Source organism: Streptomyces sp. NPDC058685 (assembly GCF_042714725.1).
Lineage (GTDB): Bacteria > Actinomycetota > Actinomycetes > Streptomycetales > Streptomycetaceae > Streptomyces.
This window is the reverse complement of record NZ_JBHXSL010000039.1, coordinates 25,978-45,065: the sequence shown is the minus strand read 5'-3', so window position 1 is coordinate 45,065 and position 19,088 is coordinate 25,978. Positions and strand designations below refer to the sequence as shown.

The window sequence follows — 19,088 nt, the reverse complement described above, 5'->3', positions numbered from 1 at the left end:
GGTGCGTGGGGTCAGGCTGGGTGAGGACGGCGTGGGAGCGCTCTCGGAGGCGGGACGGCTCTCCGTCACACCTCCGGCGCCGACCATGCGTCAGCGGTGCGGTCCGGCCACTCGGCGGCACCCGCCCGGCGCCCGCGGGCTCACCGAGCCGCACTCACCGCACCGGGCAGGCGGCCTCCTCGTCCCGGCCGCGCACTGCGGGCAGATGAATCACGACGAGCACGAGGGCCGCCGGCATCACATGGCGGCCGGCGGAGTCGAGGCCGTTCCAAGGGAGTTGCAGCTTCTCCACACGTCCGGCAGCTCTGTGTTCAGGGGTCGGAGTGAGTGGTGCGTCCCGTCGGTTGTCAGACCCGGGTGCCAGGCTGTGCCGCCATGGACACGGAAGAGTTCTGGAACCTCATGGAACAAGCTCGCGGCCGCGCTGCGGATCCGACCGATGCGGAGGACATCGCCCGCCGGGCCACGGCACTGCTGGCCGCCCGCGAACCCCAGCAGATCCTCGATGCCCAGCAGATCCTGTGGGACCTCATGGCCGCGTCGTACAAGGCACCCCTCTGGGCTGCCGCCTACCTCATCAACGGCGGCTGTTCGGACGATGGTTTCGACTACTTCCGCGGCTGGCTGATCGCCCAGGGCCGCACCGCCTTCGAGCAGGTCGTCGACGATGCCGACCGCCTCGCCGACCTGCCCGCCGTCCGCGCGGCAGCGAGCGTCGGCATGGACCTGGAAGGGGAACAGACCCTGAGCATCGCCTGGGACGCCTACGCGAGAGCGACCCGAACACAGCTGCCCGGAGGCTCCTTCAGCATCAACTACCCCCCGCTCGATCCCGCTTGGGACTTCGACTTCGGCGACCACGGCCGGATCGCCACCCGACTGCCCCGGATCACGGCGCTCTTCACGGACTGAGCGGGACCACACGGCCGCGGCACCACCACCGGAGTCGCACCCCCGCCGCCGGCGCGTTCCGGGGCGGGTCCTCCCGTCGCCGCCGCGGGGGAACCGCGCGGGCAACCGTCTACTGGGGCTGGGTCGCGATCTGGATGAGGTTGCCGCAGGTGTCGTCGAAGACGGCAGTGGTGACAGGCCCCATCTCCAGGGGCTCCTGGGTGAAGCGGACGCCGAGGCCGCGCAGGCGCTCGTACTCCGCCGTCACGTCCTCGACGGCGAACTGCGCGAGCGGGATGCCGTCGCCGACGAGTGTGTCGCGGTAGGTCTTGACGATCGGGTGGCCGGCGGGCTCCAGCAGGAGTTCGGTACCGCCCGGCTCGTCGGCCGAGACCACGGTCAGCCACCGGTCCTTCTCCCCCACCGGGACGTCGTGCTTCTTCACGAAGCCGAGGACCTCGGTGTAGAAGCGCAGGGCCTTGGCCTGGTCGTCGACGAAGACGCTGGTCAGACGGATTTTCATGGGGTGCTCTCTTCCGGTCCGGATGTGTCGGGCACGAGCCATCGCTCGGCGATCCGCCGAAGGGGGGCCGTGTTCAGGTCGTGGAATTTGTAGCGGCCTTCCCGCCTGGTCTCGACGAGCCCGGCGGCCTCCAGCACGGCGAGGTGCTGGGAGACCCCCTGGCGTGAGATCGCGAGCTGATGCTTCATGCTCAGGCGCGCGCAGATCTCGAACAGGGTCTGTCCGGACTTCTCCGTGAGCTCGTCGAGGATGGTGCGGCGGGTGGGATCGGCCAGGGCTTTGAAGAGGTCGTCGGCCACGACCGCATGATAGGCAACTATTCACTTGCCTATCAAGTCGTGGGACACCGTGCCGGGTGTCGGCCGGCCGCGAGGGCGGCCAGGAGGGCGGCCAGGACATGGCCGGTGGACCGGGGAAGGAAGCCCTGTCCCTGTCCGGGATCAGGCAGCTCCGGCTCCGCCCGCATTCCACAGATCAACCGCGACACACTGCTCAGCGGCGCGGGCGCGCGGTCGCTCAGGCGCCGCCTTCACCGTCGGACTCAGGGGTGCTCCCGTAACGCCTCTCGAACTGGGCGATGCGGCCTTCGGAGTCGACTGTCCGCGCCTTGCCGGTGTAGAAGGGGTGACTCTCCGAGGAGATCTCGACATCGACGACCGGGTACGTCTCGCCGTCGTCCCACGTGATCTCCTGATCGCTCGTAGCCGTGGAACGCGTGAGGAAGGCGTACCCTGCCGCACGGTCTCGGAACACCACAGGACGGTAGGCCGGGTGCTTGTCTTCCTGCATGACGGCTCCTTGAACTCCAGAGGTGGGTCACCGACGATCGCGTCGCCCGCCCGTCGCGCCTCGCCCGTCGCACCGTCGCGCGAACTCGCGGGGACTGCCGGGCAGACCGGGCTAGGCCGCTCGGGCCGGGCCCTCACCCTCGACGTCGAAGACCACCTGGTCCTCGTAGCACCACCACCAGGTCTCGCCCGGTTCGTACGAGCGGATCAACGGGTGGCCGGTGGCGGCGTTGTGTGCGGTGGCGTGGCGGGCGGGCGAGGAGTCGCAGCAGGCCACGTGCCCGCACATCTGGCACTCCCGCAGGTGCACCCAGGTGCCACCTTCGGCGACGCATTCCCTGCAGGAATCCGGGCTGTCCGGTGTGACCACGGGCCGGACCTGGTCGAGGTGACTGCAGACACGGAACACATCAGTCATCGTGGCACCTCCTCGGCAGATCTCCTCGGACACCCGCGGGCGACGTACGTTGTGGATACGTACCGGCATGACTCAGCGGCGTCGGCCGCACAAACGCCGGATTTGCAGCAACAGGCGCTGCCTCAAGCCTGCCACCGTGACACCCCGTGTCAAGCCGAGCACCGGCAGACGAGTGCGTGACCAGGCATGTTCCGTCTCGGGCCCCTGCCGTCCGAGGGCCGGCGCGAGGAGTCACCCTCTGGCGTCGACCAGAGCGGCGGGGCGGGGCGGGGGCAGCCGTACGCGGCGATGGAGAGGTAGCGGGTGTCGGGCCGCGGGAGTCGAGACGCCGGGTCGCACCGGCCCGGCGCCATCGGCCGTGGTGGATGGCCACCAGTCCGCCCCACCCCCCGGACAACGGAGTGACCGCCGAGCGCCCGATCACCGACAGCGCACAGCGGTCCCCTCGTGTCATCGTCCTCCGGTCACCGCCCCTTCCTGCAACTCCAGCCGCGATCCCGTGAACCGCGACCGCATCCGGCGGTCGTGGGTGACCAGCACCAGCGCGCCCTCGTAGCCGGTCAGCGCCGACTCCAGTTCCTCCACGAGCGCCGGTGACAGATGGTTGGTGGGCTCGTCCAGCAGAACCAGGTCCACCGGCTCGCTGACCAGCCGGGCCAGTTCGATGCGGCGGCGCTGGCCGTACGACAGTTCCCCGACGCGCAGCCGCAACGCCTCGGGTGCGAACAGACCGAGCGACAGCAACCGGTCGGCGTGTTCGTCCCGGTCACCGGGGCGGCCGTGCGCGAATGCCTCCAGGACGGTCAGTGCCGACGGCCACGGCGTTTCCTCCTGGCGCAGGTGTCCCACTCGCCCGGTAACCACCACGGTGCCGGCGTCCGGGGTGAGTTCCCCGGCCAGGACCCGCAACAAGGTGCTCTTGCCCGCTCCGTTGGGGCCTGTGACCAACAGCCGCTCCGCCGGGCCGAGGCGCAGTTCGGGCACCCGCAGCCGGTCGTCCACGACGACACCGTCGAGCTTCGCGGCAGGCGCCTCGCCCGGGCCTCGGTCGGTGGCGATGCGGGCCGTGAACGACAACGGGTCCGGCGGCGGTGCCACCGGGTGCGCGGTGAGCCGCTCGACCCTTTCCTTGGCGTTGCGGATACGGCTCATCGCACCGTGGGCCCGCCCCCGCGCGCGGAACGCCGGGGCGCCGAAGATGGCCTTCGGAATCTTGCGCGGGATGCTGCCCAGGCGCGCCACGTTGGACTCGGCAAGCCTGCGGCTCCGGTCGAGCTCGGCACGCCACTCGTCGTACTGCTGCTGCCGTCGACGGCGTTCGGCGGCCTTGGCGGCGAGGTAGCCGGCGTAGCCGTTGCCGTGGCGGGAAACGCGACCGCCCTCGACCTCCACAACCGTGGTGGTGAGCCGCTCCAGGAACACGCGGTCGTGGGTGACCGCGACGACGGTTCCGCGGTGGGCCCGCAGATGCTCCTCCAGCCATCCGACGGCCCGGTCGTCCAGGTCGTTGGTCGGCTCGTCGAGCAGCAGCAGTTCGGGCCGGGACGCCAGGGTCGCGGCCAGCGCCAGCCGCGAGCGCTCACCGCCGGACAGGGTGCCGAGCGGTCGGTCCCGGGCGAGACCGGGCAGACCGAGCCCGTGCAACGCGGCATCCACGCGGGTGTCGGCGCCGTAGCCGTCACGGGCCTCGTACTGCTCGGTCAGCCGTGCGTACTCGGCGAGGCGTTCGGTCAGCTCCGCGTCCACGGGGGCCTCCCCGAGGGCGCGTTCGGCCTGCCGCAGAGCCGCTTCGAGTGCACGCAGCTCCGCGAGCGCCAGGTCGACGGCGTCCTGGACGGTGGCCTGCGGAGGCAAGCCGAGGCTCTGGGCGAGATACCCCGTCCCGCCGGGCGAGGTCACGGTCACCTCGCCGGCGTCGGGTTGCTCCCTGCCGGCGAGAAGATGCAACAAGGTGGACTTCCCCGCCCCGTTGTCACCGACGACGCCAGCCTTCTCACCGGGGGCGAGACCGAACGAAACCTGGTCGAGCACAATGCGGTCGTCGTAACGCTTGGAGACACCGCGCAGGGAAAGCTGTGAGAGGGAAGATGTATGTGGCGCACGCATGCGAAAGCCCCAGTTCTCGGCCGATGCCGGTAGAACGGATTCGAGGACGAATCAACGCCGCGACCGCGGAGCAGAGCTCGACACGGTCGTGCGCGGGGCGATCACAGAGTTCCCATACGGACGAAGGTACGCGGGCGCCCTGTCGCGGGCAACGGGGTTTTCACGACCGGCCGCCCCCGTCCTGGCGGCGTGCGCGCCCGGCCCTGGTCCGCTGCCTCGACGGACGGCCCTCCACGAACACGAACCGCACTGTGCCGGATGTGCGGCTGACGCCGACGCCGCCCCGGACACCGTCAACTCCGAGAGCATCGGCCCGCACTCAGAAGAGGCCGTCCTGATCGATGCGCACCGCCCGTCGCCGCACCGTGCGCGGCGCACGCCGGACGGGCGGTGCGTCGCCGAACAGCGGAGCCGTACCGCACGCGTCGGGCTCTGCCGGAATGGCCGCGGGCCCCGTGGGCACTGCCAGTTGCAGCGGGACGTCAGGGTCGAAGTCCGCGCGCGTCATGGCCGTCCAGTCGCGGCCCGGCTGCTCGGCCATGCGTCGTCTCCCCTCCGCCGGTCGCCACCCACACACCGCCTGCCCGCGGCGCGGGCAGGCGCTTACAGGCGGGCCGCCTCACGTGCTCGTACCCGCATCCTTCCAGTGGATCACCCCTCGCATCGGTCATCCGGGCCACCCCCGTGCTTCGACGGGGAGGGGTTCGACGGCGCCTGACGGCCGGAAGTCCGCACGGACGCTCCCGGTCACGGATAGCGCCGCGTCTCACCGGGGATGTCCCTCAGGGGCATCCGGTGCCATGCCACTCCCCTTGCTCCCGGACAGCAGCCTTCGGGCCGGCGGGAGCCCGGCCCGCCCGCGGAACCTGGCAGATCGCGGTCCGGCGCGCTATGCTCGCCGACGATGATCACTCATTCTGTTCACAGATTGGGGGTCCCGTCCGCGCAAGGTGAGTGCTGATGCTCACTCAGATCGCGAACGGGGATTCCCGCCTTTCCTTCTGGCTGCGCGTGCGTGAGTACGCCGTGCCGCCGTCCATGATCGAGACTGCGACCGCCCGTCGGCATGCCGGGGACTGGGCAGGCGCGTGCGCCGCCGCAGGCATCGATGTCGACCTCGATCTGCGCTCCGTGGCCCGCACTCATGGCCGCGACCTAGCGACCCTCATCCGAGCCGATCTCCGCCATCTGGTACCGGACTTGCTGCGCTGGCACATGCCGAGAGTCGCTCCCGACGGACTTCTGCGCCCGGGTCTGACCATCGCGCTGGCCCGGTACGACACCGCCGGGCGGAACGACGGATCGTCTGTGCGGCTGGTGGTCCGTACCCCGCCTGCCTGGGCGGACGGCGGTCAGCGGATCAGCCTCGCGCTGTGGGACGGATCCCGTGCCGAGCCCGGCGCCCGACGACATCCGCATCCTCATCCTCATCCCGACCGGCGGTTCCGCCTCGACCTGCACCGTCACCTCTGGGACGCGCGCTGCACCGATGCGCTGGGGGTCCGGTCCGGCGCGGGTGCGCCGTACGCCGACTCCCCCGCTCCGGATCCGCCGGCGTCGGTGCCGCGCGAACTCCGCTGTGCCGTTGACCGGTGGGCGGACGAGGCGGCGATCCTGCTCCGCGCCGAGGGGAGGAGGGACGGCCCGGTCGCCGTGCGGTTCGGCGGACGGCGCAGACTGCTGTTGGAGCCCGCCGCGGACCGGGACGGACCCGGACCGCCCACCCTGCGGATCACGCCGGCGCCGGCCGACGGCGACATCTCGACCCTGCCCGTCCTGCCCGACGCGGCGACCTGGGTACTGCCCGACCTGGATCTGATCCGCACCGGTTCGATCGAGGCCGGTCGGCTGCACCCTCTGGTCGCCTCGGCGCTCGCACCCGGCCACGCGCCGGCCGTGGGCTCCCCCGATCCCCGTGGGGCGGGTCGACCACACCCCGTGGAGTGCAGGGGAGACCGGCACCGGGTCGGTCTGGTCGACGGGGTCCTCGTACCCCTGGACCACGACCCCGCCGAGATCCGCCGGGAGGAGCTGCTGGTCGCACTGACCGGAACTCCCCTGCCCTGCCTGCAGTTCATCGACCAGGCGCACCGTCGGCCGGACTGTCTCGTCGGTGTGCGCGAGCGCCTGGTTCACGGTGACACCGCCGGCGCGCTGGCCGTCGTCGAGGGCCTGCTCGGCTCCGAGGCCGTGCTGCGTGACGGCGCTCTCCGGGACGCGCTGGAGGCGGCCGCACGTCGGCGGATCGCCTACGGGCTCTACCGGGCAGGCCTGGTCGGCCCCGGGCCCGACCGCCTGCGCCCGGGCCCCTCCCGTCCCCGTGACCTGCGCTCCCGCCCGCGCCACACCACAGCACGCTGACCCGCGGGACCTCGGTCCTCGGCACCCACTCACTCCGTCACGAACCCCAAAGGTGATCAGACATGCCCACATACACTCCGCTCGCTGCTGCCTTGGACCACACAGTCATCGACGACCCCGCCCACGCGTCCCAGCTCGAGGTCGCCGGTGAGTTGCTGACGCTGCTGCGCGATGCCACCACCGAACCGCGCCCCGACACACAACTGGAAGCACTCACCCTGGCCGTGGCCGCCGACCTGCCCGTCGTCCTGTGGGGCGAGCCGGGGATCGGCAAGACCGCGGCCCTGACACAACTCGCCGCGGCCCTGGATCTCCCGCTGACCACAGTGATCGCGAGTGTGCACGAGCCGTCCGACTTCGCGGGTCTGCCCATCGTCGGGGACGATCCCGCGGAACAGGGTGTTCCCATGGCTCCGCCGGACTGGGCGGTACGACTCGTACGGGCCGGCAAGGGTCTGCTGTTCCTGGACGAGCTGTCCACCGCGCCACCGGCGGTTCAGGCCGCCCTGCTGCGCCTCGTGCTGGAGCGACGGATCGGCTCCCTCCAACTGCCGCCCGGCGTACGGATCGTGGCCGCCGCCAACCCCCGGTCCTCGGCGGCCGACGGCTGGGAGCTGAGTCCGCCGCTGGCCAACCGTTTCGTCCATCTTCAGTGGACCCACGACCACGAGGTGGTGGTACGCGGCCTCGGTGGCACGTGGCCGCGGGCCACACTGCCGCGGCTCGACCCGGCGACATTGCCCGACGCCGTGGACTTCGCCCGCCGCGCGGTGTGCGGGCTGCTCGCCGCCCGCCCGACTCTCGTACACCGGCTGCCCAGCAACGAGACGCGTCGGGGAGGGCCGTGGCCGTCACCGCGCAGCTGGGAGATGACACTGTTCCTGATCGCCTTCGCGACCGCGGCCGGGTCCTCCCGGGAAGTACTCTCCCTGCTGGTCAGGGGCACCGTGGGTGACGGCCCCGGGCTGGAGTTGCTGGCCGGTCTGGACCGGATGGACCTCCCCGATCCCGAGGTGCTGCTCGCCGACCCGGCGAGCGCGGTCCTGCCCGAACGGGGAGATCTGCGCCAGGCCGTGCTCGACGGTGTCGTGCAGGCGGTCCGCACCCGGCCGGAGAAGTCCCGCTGGGACGCGGCCTGGGCGCTGCTGGTGCGGGCGTTGGAGACGGGAGCACCCGATCTGGTGGTGGTCCCCGCGACCACCCTCGCGTCGCTGCGCCGCGAGGACTGGGACGTACCGACGTCCATCGAAGGGCTCGCCGGAGTGGTGTCCCTGTCCCGGCGAGCCGACAAGGCGGCGGCTCGTGCCGCGGTCGCCACGAAGGCCGGACGATGATGCCGGACGCACCGGGGGCGCTGGACCTCGACAAGCTCTTCGCCGCCCGGCTTCAGGCCGCCCGGGCCCGGCCGTATCTGGCGACCGCGCTCTACGCCCTGCACACCGTGGAGTCGCGGATGGTGCCCACGATGGCCGTGGACCGGCACTGGCGGTGCTATGTCTCGCCGGCGTTCGTGGCCCGGACGCCGGTGGAGGAACTGGCCGGGGTGTGGGTGCACGAGGTGTCGCACCTGCTGCGCGACCATCACGGCCGCAGTGACCGGGTCGCCAGGGAACGCGGGCTGACCGGTCCGGGGGAACGGCTTCGGATGAACATCGCCGCGGACTGCGAGATCAACGACGACGCGTTCGGTGACGGGCTGGTCCGACCCGACGGCGTGGTCGATCCGGCCCTCCTCGGGCTCCCCGAGGGGGAGTTGATGGAGGACTATCTGCGTCAGTTCGGACTCGGGCCGCGTACGCAGAGCGTGACCTGGCTGGACTGCGGCAGTGGCGCCGACGGACTGGCGCGGGAGTGGGAACGGGGACCGGACGGCGCGCACGGCCTCAGCGACCAGGAACGTGACGCGGTCCGGTTCCGGGTGGCGCAGGGCATCACCGGCCGTCCGGGGAGCGCCCCGAAGGGGTGGCAGCGGTGGGCGGAGGAAGCCTTCCACCCGCCGCAGCCGTGGCGGGAATTGCTGGGGGCGGCGGTCCGCTCGGCGGCCTCCGCCGCCGGTGCGGGCGAGGACTACACCTACGGCCGGCCGTCGCGGCGTTCGGCCGGGGTGCCGGGCGCCGTTCTGCCGAGCCTGCGGCGCAGGCCGCCCCGGGTCGCCGTGGTCATCGACACGTCCGGGTCGGTCAGCGACGCCGAACTGGGCAGCGCGCTCCTCGAAGTCGCCGCGATCTCCCGCGCCGTCGGCGGACACCGCGACCTGGTCACCGTGGTGCCGTGCGACGCGGCGGCCGAGGTCGCGCACTCACTGTGCCGCGCCGAGGGAATTCCGCTCATGGGCGGTGGCGGTACGGATCTGCGTACGGGCTTCGCCAAGGCACTCCGCACGCAGCCCCGACCGGATGTCGTCGTGGTCCTCACCGACGGCCAGACGCCGTGGCCGGACGCGCGACCACCGTGCCGGACGGTCGTGGGTCTGTTCCCTCGGCAGACGCGAGCGACCTGGGACGAGGACGATCCGGACTATGTGCCGGACTCGCCACCGGAGTGGGCGCGAGTCACGCACATCGGGTCCGGCCCCGGGGCTCGGTGAGCCCGCGGCCGGCGACCCGATCGCGCCGCGGTGCGGGTCGGCGTCGAGGTCCCGCGGCCACGGGCGACTCGCGCAACCTCCTTGCGGGGAGGTCCTGTTCAGTCGATGACCGCGGTGGCTTCGACCTCGACGAGATGGTCGGGTACGTCCAGTGCCGCGACTCCCAGCAGCGTGCCCGGCGGCACCGGGGTGCCCCCGAGCTTCTCGGCCGCCCGGGCAACCCCTTCGAGGAACAGGGGCATCTTGTCGGGGGTCCAGTCGACGACGTAGACGGTCAGTTTCGCCACGTCGTCGAAGGAACCGCCGGCCGCGGCCAGGGCGGTGCCGACATTGAGGTAGCACCGCTCGACCTGAGCGGCGAGATCGCCTTCGCCGACCGTGGTCCCCTCGGCGTCCCAGGCGACCTGCCCGGCGATGAAGACCAGCTTCGACCCGGTCGCGATCGACACCTGCCGGTAGGCATCGATCTCCGGCAACCCGCTGGGGTTCACCAGGGTGATGGCCATACTGCCCGCCTCCTTGTTCATGACGGGCCCATGGGCCCGCTGCCACCGGACCGGGGCGCTCCCGGTCTCTTGTGGTTACTCAGGAACTGTAGGAGAGTGACCGCTGACGTGGAAGAACGCACTTTTCGGTGACTGGGGAACCTGATGGTGACCAAGCAGTTCAGCGGCTCGCCCGACGAAGCGGACCTCAGGCGCGCGGATTCGCTGGCGCGGGAGATCTTCTCGGACGTCGCCAACAAATGGGCGCTCCTGATCATCGAGGCCCTCGGGGAGCACACCCTGCGCTTCGGCGAGATACGGAACGAGATCGAGGGCATCAGCCACAAGATGCTCACCCAGAACCTGCGCATGCTGGAGCGCAACGGCCTCATCGAGCGGACAGTGCACCCCGTCGTGCCGCCGCGGGTCGAGTACACCCTCACCGAGCCGGGCCAGGCGCTGCGGGTGACGATCGACGGCATGTGCGACTGGACCCACCGCTACCTCGGCCACATCGAGGCCTCGCGCCGGCGCTTCACCCCGTGACGGGATACCCGCGGGCGTCGATCATCCCGTGCATCACCGACACGGGCAGCGCCGGGTTCCCGGCCGCGACCTGAGCACGCTCGCGGTCCCGGAGGAGTCCGATCAGCGTTCGTGCGGGCAGGCGCGGATTCCCGGCGGCCTCGAGGCGCACCGACGACCGGGGGTCGTCGGTCAGTCGTACGGCGGATGCGGCGGACAGCCGGGGGTCGCTCGCGGCCCGCGCCCGTACCTCCTCGTCGGGGTCCCGGCTGAACCGCTCCACCAATTCGGCCGTGGAGTCGGGGTCGTCCAACGCCAGCAGGCGCATCCGTGGATGAGGGTCGTCCGCGTACCGCAGCAGGCCGGTGCGGGGAAAGTTGGGGTGCCCGTGCGGCCGGTCGGGAAAGCTGAGGCTGCCGGACCACCAGCGCCACACCTCCAGCAGCATCCGGCCCGGCGCGTCGTCGCACGACTCGGCGAGGAAGAGGCGGACGACCCGGTCCTCGTCCCGGGCGAGCCGCTCCACCACGTCCGGCGGCAGACGCTTCGCGCGGGCGACACTGCTGCGCACCAGGAGATGGGACGAGGCGGCGCAGCGCCGCATCGCCTCCGGGTCGTCGTGCAGGTCCGTCACCCACGACACGCCGCGCCGAAAGTTCCGCGGGTCGATGTCGACGCGCACGGCCGCGCGCTGTTCCTCGGTGAGGTCGGGCCGGAGCGAGACCGCGAGCCGCACATCGTCGTCCGGGTCCTCGGCCAGCCGCGCCACCAGGTCCGGTTGCAGGTGCGGGTTGCGGGCCAGCGCCAGCCGCCACTGCGGATCCGGACGTACGGACAGTTCCTCGGCGTGGGCGCGCTCGACGGCATACCGTTCGATCCCGCGCGTGCCGAGGTCCAGCTCGTCGAAGAGGGACCGTGGCATCGGATGGTCTTCGTGGTGCTTCAGCAGTGCGGCGGTGCGCACCTCGCCGTCGGGGTCGGAGAGCAGGGCGTCCCGTGACGGCCGGTCGAGATGGGGCCACAGGTGGGCGCATGCCGTGGCCCGTACCGCTGAATCGGGGTCGTCGGCCAGCAGGGCGAGCAGGCGCCTGGGCAGCCCCGGCAGACGGGCTGCCGCCGCACGGGCGTGCGGAGAGGGATCTCCGGCGAGTCGCTCGTAGCCGGCATCCGTCAGACTCACCTGCCGGTGCGCGGCCAGCTCTGCGAGCTGAAGACGGCGCACATGCGCGGGCTCGCCGAGCACCAGCCGGGTCCACTGATCGGCCGTCATGTCCGGCTGGGATTCCGCCAGCCGGCTCCTGACCTGCCAGTCGTGGTGGGCGATCGCGGCATCGACCACGGAGGCCGGCTGCTTACGCCACAGGAAGTGGTGGGTCCTGCCCAGCAACCGCCGCAGGACGTCTTCGGGCGCGGCCCTGTTGCCTCCCAGCCCCTCCATCCAGGAGGCGTACAGCTGCTCGGTGGGACGCGGCCCGTTCAGCAACGAGGCCCAGGCGGCCGCCCGTTCCTGAGCACTCTCCCGGGCCGCGGCCCGAGCGGTCTCCTCCTGCCACTGCCCCACCCTGCCCTTCGCGACAAGCCAGGTCTCGTACTCCTCGCTCGTCATCCCGAGGATCGCGTCCCCGTCGGTCGCCACCGTGAGGAACTCCGCCTGCCCCGGCCTGTCCCCCAGTGTCCCCGCGAGGTCCCACGAGTGGGCCAGCCGGACGCGGGTCCATCCCCCACCCGCACCGCCCGGCGCGGAGATCAGGAAGTCGCCGTCCTCGCCGATCACCCCGTACTCCACGGCGAGGCGGTACCACTGGGCGTTCAACTCTGCGACGAGGTCCGCCCGGTCGTGCCGTACGGCCACGGTCGGCTCCGCCTCGAAGGCCACAACAGGGCGCATGGCGACCCACGTCGGCAGGACGTCGTCGACGGGACCGTCAGCCACGATCTCCAGACCCGCCCTCGTGAGCAGCCGTGCGTACTCGTCTCCCCCAGCGTTCATGCGAGCCATCGTGCCGGACCGCGGCGAGCGACCCGGACGGGGGCCTCACCAGCTGCGGTGAGCGGGGAGTTCAGTCCCCCGGTGCCTTCAGGACTCTGGCGGTGAAGGCCGCGAGGCGGTCCCTCATCTGCTGACGCGTCATCCCCTGCCGGCCCACGAGGTGTTCGACGAGGTCGGCACGGGTGACGGCCAGCAGCGCGTGTGCGGTGAACTCGCTGTCGGCGAGTCCGGGAATCCGCTCCAGCGCTGCCCGGAGCGTGCCGTGCCAGTGTTCGTAGTGTTCGGCCGCGTAAGGGCTGTCGCCGCCGGTCCCTTCCAGCGCCAGGGCGAGATGGCGGTTGTCGATCTTGAAGCACAGGAGGGCGTCGAGGAGGGCGGGCACGCGCTGAAACGGCGGAGTGGCGGAGCCCAGCGGCGGCTCCCCCTGCTCGGCGGCGTGCCTGACCGGCGCGAGGCGCATTTCGTACAGCGCACGGATCAGACCGGTGCGGTCGCCGAAGCCGCGGAAGAGCGTCGCCTTCCCGACGCCGGCCGCTGCCGCGATGTCGGCCATGGTGACCGCCTCGGGGCTCGCGCAGCGGGCGAAGAGTGCGTCGGCGGCCGCGAGCACGGCCTCACGGTTGCGCGTCGCGTCCGCGCGGGGTTTGCGGTCGGGCATGCGGCTCCTCCTTGCAAAGCGGACCACGGGTCCGTATTGTCGAACACGAAGCGGACCCACGGTCCGTATCGTACGGGACGGAGTCACCCCATGACCGCGATCACCGCACCCGCGGACCTGTACCGGCACGGCTTGAAGCTGCTGCTGGACAAGGACATCCCCGCCTGGGTCGACCTGTGGGACGAGGCCGGCGTCCTCGAATTCCCCTTCGCACCGGACGGTTGGCCGCAGCGGCTGGAAGGCAAGGCCGCCGTCGCCGACTACATGCGCGGCTACCCGGACCACATCGATCTTCACGACTTCCCGTACGTCGAGATCCACCGGACCGTCGCCCCGGAGACCATCGTGGTCGAGATGCGTGGTGTGGGCCGCCTGGTGGAGACCGGAAGCCCCTTCGACATGTCCTACATCGCCGTCGTCACCGTCGAGAACGGCCTCATCACCCGGTACCGCGACTACTGGAACCCGCTCGCCCTCCAGGACCCCGCCACCGACTTCGCCGGGAGCAACGGATGACCACGGCCCGGAAGTTCACCCTGGTCGTCGGGGCCACCGGCACCACTGGCAGCCGCGTCGCCGCGCGGCTCACCGCCGCGGGACACCCCGTGAAGGCGGCCGGCCGACGCGCCACCCCGGTGGACGGGTGCAGCCCGGTGCGGTTCGACTGGGACGACCCCGCCTCCTTCGCCGGCGCCCTCGAAGGCGTCGACCGGATCTATCTCATCCCGCCGCTCGGCGCTCCGGATCCGGCGGCCGTGATGCTGCCCTTCCTCCGGCGGGCCCGCGGCGCAGGGGTGCACCGCGCCGTGCTGCTCAGTTCGTCGGCGATCCCCGAGGGCGGTCCCGCAGTGGGCCAGGTGCACCGCGCGCTACCGGGGCTGTTCCCCGAGTGGGCGGTCCTGCGGCCCTCGTGGTTCATGCAGAACTTCACCGGCGACCACACACACGCCCGGACGATCCGCGAGGAGGGGACCATCCGGACGGCGGCCGGTGATGGGCGCATCGGGTTCGTCGACGCGGATGACATCGCAGCCGTCGCCGTCCACGCGCTGACCGAGGCGCGGGCCCCGAACACCGACCTCGTCGTGACCGGACCGCAGGCACTGGGCTACGACGACATCGCCGCCGTTCTCGGCGAGGTCACCGGACGGGCGGTCAGCCACTGTCGGCTGACGTACGAGCAGATGCGCGACCGCCTCAGCGCCGAGATGCCCACGGAGTTCGCGGAGATGCTCGCCGGCATGGACCTCGCCATCGCCGAAGGTGTCGAGGACCGCACCACCGACACGGTCGAGCGTCTCACCGGCCGCCGGCCGAACAGCTTCCGTGCCGTCGCCGAACGGGAGTTGCGCCCGGTCAGGCGCTGACACCCCACCTCACCGCGCGTCGGCAGCGACTCCTGCGATGACGGCTCTCGGGCCAGGACTCCGCGTCAGTGGGCGAGTTCCGGGGGCCAGTAGCGGCTCGGCAGCATCATCGCCCTCGGTGTGAGGTCCGGATGGACGAGCAACGGGAAGAGGGCGTGACGGAGGACGCCGTCGGGCAGATGGCGGCGGCAGACGATGATGTGGGTGCGGTAGACCTCGTCGTCACCCGCCAGATCCTTCGGCACGCGCGTCCTCGGCAGGTACGGCGTCTCGTCGGCGAGCATCGCGGCGAAGGCACCCGGCGCGGGATCCTCGTGGCCGCCGCTGTTCAGCGCGTACAGAGCCCGGGCCATGGCGCGCAGGCGTTCGGGGTGGTCGTCGAAGGCGGCGGCGTCCGGGCTGTAGATCACCGTCGAGGGGTGGTCGTGATCGCCGGGCAGGAAGAGCCGCTCGTCCGCCTGCACCAAGGAAGCCCAGACCAACCGCCCCTCCCGGAGCAGGGTGTTCTGCTGCCACAGAATCTCCCGCAGCGGTTCCGCGGCAGCGATCCACTCGGGAAGAGGGATCCGCAGATAGCGGCGCTTGTCGCCGAAATCGAACGTGCGTGGCGCGGGGCCGAGGTTCGTCCGGCATGCATGGAGACTCTCGGCTGCGGATCCGGTCATGGGGTGGAGCTTACGGACCGGCTACCGGGCAGCAGTCACGACGAGGACGCCGAGGACGCCGGTACGGCCGCATGCGGCCCGCTACACCGGCCACGCGGCAAGGAGAGATCCGGCGTCGAACCCTCTGAATTGTGCGAGCGGCGTCACCGTGCCAGTGCCGTGCTCCCGGGCAGGGGCCGGCCCGATGCCGGTCCCTCACCCGGAAGCTTTGCACAGTGCAATGGATTGGTCCAGAGGGCTGGTCGAAGCCACCACGGCGTGCGACCGGCACGACGGCGCGCTACTTCGGCTTCACAGCCGTTTCGACCTCCTGGAACGTCGCGCTGTCGACGAATCCGGTGTCCTCGAGAACTTCGAGATGGTCCAGGACCGTCTGGTTGGCCTGACGCGCGTGGCGGCGGATGAGATCGTTCTGCGTGCCCGCCCGGACTTCGGCGATCGTGGCGAAGATCTTTCCGTGCGAGGCGCGCAACAGATTGGCGAAGATCCGGTCGAACTCCGGCCCCTGCGCGTTCTCCATCTGCTTCACGAATCCCTGCTGTTCGGGAGTGGCTTCGTTGGGCAGGGCGACACCGAGGATCCGGGCATCCTCGCGTACCAGTTGATCCAGCTTGCTGTGACCGTCGATGAGATGGAGTCCGGCCCGTTTCACGGACTCGCTCGAGGCGTGCGTCTGTGCGAGCTTCCCTGCCGGGATCTCCCACAGACCCGCCTGACGCACCTTGACCAGGAACGTCTTGTCCACCTCGGTAAGGGCCTGACCTTCCGGTGCCGCCGCCCCGACGGCCGTGTCGGCAGCCGCGTCGTGGGCGCCGGCATGTTGCGGCACTCCGGCGGAGACCGGATCGGCGGCCGCTTCCTCGTCGCCGCCTCGGGTGACGATCAACAGCGTGGCGACGACCGCGCATGCGGCGATGATGATCCCGATGGTGCGCATGGGCAGGGCGGATGCTGCTGCGCGTCGATTCGATGGCATGGGTGCCTCCCGGTTCGGCATGACGAACGAACTGCTCTCGTGTCGGGAGCACTGGGACGGCGACTGGCACGGCGCGCATCCGTCAGTACGGACGAAGGTGCCGGACCGTTCAACGCGACCGGGAGAGAACCGGGTTCGCACGCCCGCCGTGGCGACCCACCACTCTCATCCGGAAGGGAGTCGGGGCGGCCGCCCCGCCTGGATTCCGGTCATCCGTGGCTCTGCTGCGGGCTGATGAGCAGCAGGGCGATGTCGTCGCCACGGCCGGGTGCGTGCTCGATCAGCGTGTCCGCGAGGCCCTCCAGATCGTGGGCGTCCGCGTCCTCGACGAGCCGGGCGAGTGCGGCGACGGCGTCGTCGGGGTCCACTCCGGGGGATTCGATGAGTCCGTCGGTGTACAGGACGAGCACACTGCCGGGTGGCAGCGGGATCTCGAGAGCCGGGTACTCCGCTTCCGGGTCGATGCCGAGCAGAAGCCCGGGCGGGACGTGCAGGACATGCGTGCGGCCGTCCGGGTGACGCAGCAGTGGTCTGGGGTGGCCGGCCGTGGCCAGGCACGCGGCCTGGCGTCCGAGGTCCAGGTGCACGTACAGACAGCTGGTGAACAGGCCGGGGTCGAGGTCGATGAGCAGGCGGTTCGTCCGGCTCAGCACGTCGCCGGGCGGTGCGCCGATCGTGGAATGGGCGTGGACGGCGGTGCGGACCTGCCCCATCAGGGCTGCGGCGTCGATGTTGTGGCCCTGAACGTCGCCGATGGCCGCCGCGGCGGTCGTGCGGTCCAAGCGGATCAGGTCGTAGAAGTCGCCGCCGACGTCCATGCCGTGCCCGGCGGGCAGGTAGCGGGCCACCACGCTGAGGCCCGGGACGCGAGGAAGGGCGTCGGGCAGCAGCGCGTCCTGGAGGCGCCGGGCCACGCGGTGTTTGGTGTCGTAGAGCCGGGCCCGGTCCAGGGCTTGGCCGATCAGACCGGCCAGGGAGATGAGGACCGCACGTTCGGCGGGCGGGAAGGTACGGGGACGGGCGTAGGCGAGAACGAGCGTGCCGATGGTGCGGTTGGAGGCGATCAGCGGCAGAAAGGCCCACGAGGCCATGTCGTCCTGATGGACCGCCGCGGCGTAGGAGCGCTTCAGATCGGCGAAGGAGGCGAAGAAGCTCGGAGCGCCGGTGGCGACGACATGGGCCGCGGGAGTGTCCGCCGACAGGGGGACGAGGTCGAAACGCTCCATGAGCGCGGCGCTGTAGCCGCGATGGCCGACGATCTTCAGTCGCCCCTCCTCCGCGGTCATCATGGCCATGGCCTGCGCGCCGAGTGCCGGCATGAGCTGATCGGCGGCCTGGTCGACGACGTCCTGGACACCGATGGCCTCGGTGAGCGTGGCGGCCATGTGCATCAGGTGGTAGAGCAGGGTGGCGCGGCTCGGCCCCGAGCTGCGTACCTGCTGAGCTGCGGTGTTGCTCTCGGCGGGGCGGCTCGGGGTGATGCGGACACTGATGCCGGAGGGGTCCGGGTACAGCTCGAACGCCAGCCAGGTGTCCGGCGGACGCACGACGGTGAACGACGTGGGCTGCTCGCTGACCAGCGCGGCCCGGTAGCGGTCCTCGACTTCGGGCACGTCCATCCACGGCAGGGCTTCCCAGGGCCTGGCGCCCAGCAGGTCCGACGCCTCGGCTCCGAGGAGTTCGGCCGCGTCGGGGGTGATGAAGGTGATCCGGCCGCCCAAGTCCATGGCGCACGACCCGCCGGGCAGCCGGTCGATGAACGCGGCCCTCGCGGTCGCCTCCCCGAGTGCCAGGGGAGCCAGTATGCGCGGCCGGTTCGGCGGCAGCGATGCTCCCTCGTCGGCAGCCACCTGGAGAATGCGCCCGAGGCGACGGCAGCCCTTCTCCGTGGCGTCGCGCTCGGCGGGGCTCATCCCGGGCGCATGCGCGCCGGGCCACAGCAGGACCAGCGCGCCCCGGACCGTGCCGTTCGACGTGATGGGGGCGGCCGCCAGGGCGAAGTCGTACGGCAGCACCAGCGACAGCCGCGGGTACCGGCGCGCCGCGTCCTCCACGCCCCCGACCCAGACCAGACGCCGTTCCCGCACCGCGTCCGCCACCGGAATCGGATCGGTCAGCCCCACCCGTGTCCACGGAGCGGCGATCTCGCGCGGAGTGCCGGTGATCACCACCAGCCAGAGCGCCTCCCCCGCCGGCGACAGCACATAGAACATCCCTCTGGACGCACCGGCCTGGCGCACCACATCGATCAGAGCGGCGTCCAGCAGCTGACTGCCGGTGTCCGCGGTCCTCGTGGGGCGGGAAGGGTTCCGGCTCATCCGGTCTCCCGCGGAGCCGTACCGGTCACTGCATCGGTGGTGCCCGGGTCGGCATCGACGGGTACCTCGCCCGGCCCGGTGTCTCCCGTCACCCGCGCCACCGAGCGAGCGCTCACCGGCGTCGTCCCGCGCAGGGCTCCGCAGCACCCGCCACACCGAACGTCACCCATAAGGGGACACTACGCCCGTCTGCGCGCGACGACATGCGCCCACGCCCCGAGGGGAGACCGCCTGCGGCCTCCCCGGCGCCGGGTGATGGATGCCGTCGCCGAGCCGGGCCCGGTCATGGCTCGCTACAGCAGGGCCACCCCGAGGAAGTAGATCAGGCCGCCGAAGACGACACCCAGAGACAGCAGGAACACCACGCGCATCGCCTGTCACCCACCCTTCGCCGTGCACCGATAGGGCCACCCCGCCCCGGACCCGCGAG

Annotated in this window: 20 protein-coding genes; 7 read left to right on the top strand and 13 right to left on the bottom strand. The window is 71.4% G+C overall.

What is annotated here, in order from left to right; genetic code table 11:
• Positions 1–154 precede the first annotated feature (154 nt).
• Positions 155–292: a hypothetical protein gene (locus ACFWU3_RS26455; protein WP_384442442.1), complete on the bottom strand. Its 138-nt coding sequence runs from the start codon at positions 290–292 to the stop codon at positions 155–157.
• A gap of 83 nt (positions 293–375) precedes the next feature.
• Here ACFWU3_RS26455 and ACFWU3_RS26450 point away from each other — a divergent pair, with 83 nt between their 5' ends.
• On the top strand, positions 376–912 hold the full coding sequence (locus ACFWU3_RS26450; RefSeq protein WP_384442439.1) for a DUF4240 domain-containing protein: 537 nt from the start codon (positions 376–378) through the stop codon (positions 910–912).
• Between the two features lie 109 nt (positions 913–1,021).
• On the opposite strand, the gene ACFWU3_RS26445 is transcribed toward ACFWU3_RS26450, so the two are convergent.
• From ACFWU3_RS26445 to ACFWU3_RS26420, 6 genes are all read right to left on the bottom strand, one after another.
• Positions 1,022–1,414, bottom strand: coding sequence for a VOC family protein (locus ACFWU3_RS26445; RefSeq protein ID WP_384442436.1), 393 nt, complete (start codon positions 1,412–1,414; stop codon positions 1,022–1,024).
• The gene (locus tag ACFWU3_RS26440; RefSeq protein WP_384442434.1) at positions 1,411–1,713 is read right to left on the bottom strand and encodes an ArsR/SmtB family transcription factor; all 303 of its coding nucleotides are present in this window, start codon (positions 1,711–1,713) and stop codon (positions 1,411–1,413) included. The genes ACFWU3_RS26445 and ACFWU3_RS26440 overlap by 4 nt, the downstream gene beginning before the upstream one ends.
• 217 nt (positions 1,714–1,930) lie before the next feature.
• A complete protein-coding gene (locus ACFWU3_RS26435; protein WP_384442431.1) occupies positions 1,931–2,203 on the bottom strand; it encodes a type B 50S ribosomal protein L31 in 273 nt (90 codons plus the stop codon).
• Positions 2,204–2,314: 111 nt separating this feature from the next.
• On the bottom strand, positions 2,315–2,620 hold the full coding sequence (locus ACFWU3_RS26430; RefSeq protein WP_340471507.1) for a UBP-type zinc finger domain-containing protein: 306 nt from the start codon (positions 2,618–2,620) through the stop codon (positions 2,315–2,317).
• A 450-nt stretch (positions 2,621–3,070) separates the two neighbouring features.
• The gene (locus ACFWU3_RS26425; RefSeq protein WP_384442428.1) at positions 3,071–4,726 is read right to left on the bottom strand and encodes a TlrC/CarA/OleB/SrmB family ABC-F type ribosomal protection protein; all 1,656 of its coding nucleotides are present in this window, start codon (positions 4,724–4,726) and stop codon (positions 3,071–3,073) included.
• 319 nt (positions 4,727–5,045) lie between these two features.
• Complete coding sequence (locus tag ACFWU3_RS26420) at positions 5,046–5,267, bottom strand: hypothetical protein (RefSeq protein WP_384442425.1); 222 nt, start codon at positions 5,265–5,267, stop codon at positions 5,046–5,048.
• A 419-nt stretch (positions 5,268–5,686) separates the two neighbouring features.
• On the opposite strand from ACFWU3_RS26420, the gene ACFWU3_RS26415 reads away from it, so the two are divergent.
• The 3 genes from ACFWU3_RS26415 to ACFWU3_RS26405 all read left to right on the top strand — a co-directional run bounded on the left by ACFWU3_RS26415 (position 5,687) and on the right by ACFWU3_RS26405 (position 9,674).
• Entirely contained in the window at positions 5,687–7,087 is a 1,401-nt protein-coding gene (locus ACFWU3_RS26415) for a hypothetical protein (RefSeq protein WP_384442422.1), read from the top strand.
• 62 nt (positions 7,088–7,149) lie between these two features.
• Positions 7,150–8,421, top strand: a complete 1,272-nt coding sequence (locus ACFWU3_RS26410) for an AAA family ATPase (protein WP_384442419.1) — start codon at positions 7,150–7,152, stop codon at positions 8,419–8,421.
• Positions 8,418–9,674: a VWA-like domain-containing protein gene (locus tag ACFWU3_RS26405; RefSeq protein WP_384442416.1), complete on the top strand. Its 1,257-nt coding sequence runs from the start codon at positions 8,418–8,420 to the stop codon at positions 9,672–9,674. Before ACFWU3_RS26410 ends, ACFWU3_RS26405 begins: the two co-directional genes overlap by 4 nt.
• Positions 9,675–9,772: 98 nt before the next feature.
• Here the strand turns inward: ACFWU3_RS26405 and ACFWU3_RS26400 are convergent, their stop codons facing one another.
• Entirely contained in the window at positions 9,773–10,180 is a 408-nt protein-coding gene (locus tag ACFWU3_RS26400; RefSeq protein ID WP_384442413.1) for a RidA family protein, read from the bottom strand.
• 144 nt (positions 10,181–10,324) lie between these two features.
• Between ACFWU3_RS26400 and ACFWU3_RS26395 the strand changes: the two genes are divergently transcribed.
• A complete protein-coding gene (locus tag ACFWU3_RS26395; protein ID WP_328859630.1) occupies positions 10,325–10,705 on the top strand; it encodes a helix-turn-helix domain-containing protein in 381 nt (126 codons plus the stop codon).
• On the opposite strand, the gene ACFWU3_RS26390 is transcribed toward ACFWU3_RS26395, so the two are convergent.
• Positions 10,695–12,674 carry a PE-PGRS family protein gene (locus ACFWU3_RS26390; RefSeq protein WP_384442410.1) on the bottom strand — a complete coding sequence of 660 codons (1,980 nt, stop codon included), beginning with the start codon at positions 12,672–12,674 and terminating at the stop codon, positions 10,695–10,697. The two genes, ACFWU3_RS26395 and ACFWU3_RS26390, sit on opposite strands and share 11 nt — an antisense overlap.
• Positions 12,675–12,744: 70 nt before the next feature.
• Positions 12,745–13,332, bottom strand: a complete 588-nt coding sequence (locus ACFWU3_RS26385) for a TetR/AcrR family transcriptional regulator (protein ID WP_384442407.1) — start codon at positions 13,330–13,332, stop codon at positions 12,745–12,747.
• A gap of 90 nt (positions 13,333–13,422) precedes the next feature.
• Between ACFWU3_RS26385 and ACFWU3_RS26380 the strand changes: the two genes are divergently transcribed.
• Both ACFWU3_RS26380 and ACFWU3_RS26375 read left to right on the top strand, forming a co-directional pair.
• Positions 13,423–13,848, top strand: a complete 426-nt coding sequence (locus tag ACFWU3_RS26380; RefSeq protein ID WP_384442404.1) for a nuclear transport factor 2 family protein — start codon at positions 13,423–13,425, stop codon at positions 13,846–13,848.
• Positions 13,845–14,699 carry an NAD(P)H-binding protein gene (locus ACFWU3_RS26375; RefSeq protein ID WP_384442401.1) on the top strand — a complete coding sequence of 285 codons (855 nt, stop codon included), beginning with the start codon at positions 13,845–13,847 and terminating at the stop codon, positions 14,697–14,699. Before ACFWU3_RS26380 ends, ACFWU3_RS26375 begins: the two co-directional genes overlap by 4 nt.
• Before the next feature lie 65 nt (positions 14,700–14,764).
• On the opposite strand, the gene ACFWU3_RS26370 is transcribed toward ACFWU3_RS26375, so the two are convergent.
• The 3 genes from ACFWU3_RS26370 to ACFWU3_RS26360 all read right to left on the bottom strand — a co-directional run bounded on the left by ACFWU3_RS26370 (position 14,765) and on the right by ACFWU3_RS26360 (position 18,658).
• Complete coding sequence (locus tag ACFWU3_RS26370) at positions 14,765–15,364, bottom strand: hypothetical protein (RefSeq protein WP_384442398.1); 600 nt, start codon at positions 15,362–15,364, stop codon at positions 14,765–14,767.
• A gap of 280 nt (positions 15,365–15,644) precedes the next feature.
• Positions 15,645–16,340, bottom strand: coding sequence for a DUF4142 domain-containing protein (locus ACFWU3_RS26365; RefSeq protein ID WP_384442394.1), 696 nt, complete (start codon positions 16,338–16,340; stop codon positions 15,645–15,647).
• 209 nt (positions 16,341–16,549) lie between these two features.
• Positions 16,550–18,658 (bottom strand): SpoIIE family protein phosphatase, encoded by a 2,109-nt coding sequence (locus tag ACFWU3_RS26360; protein ID WP_384442391.1) that lies wholly within the window; start codon positions 18,656–18,658, stop codon positions 16,550–16,552.
• Positions 18,659–19,088 lie beyond the last annotated feature (430 nt).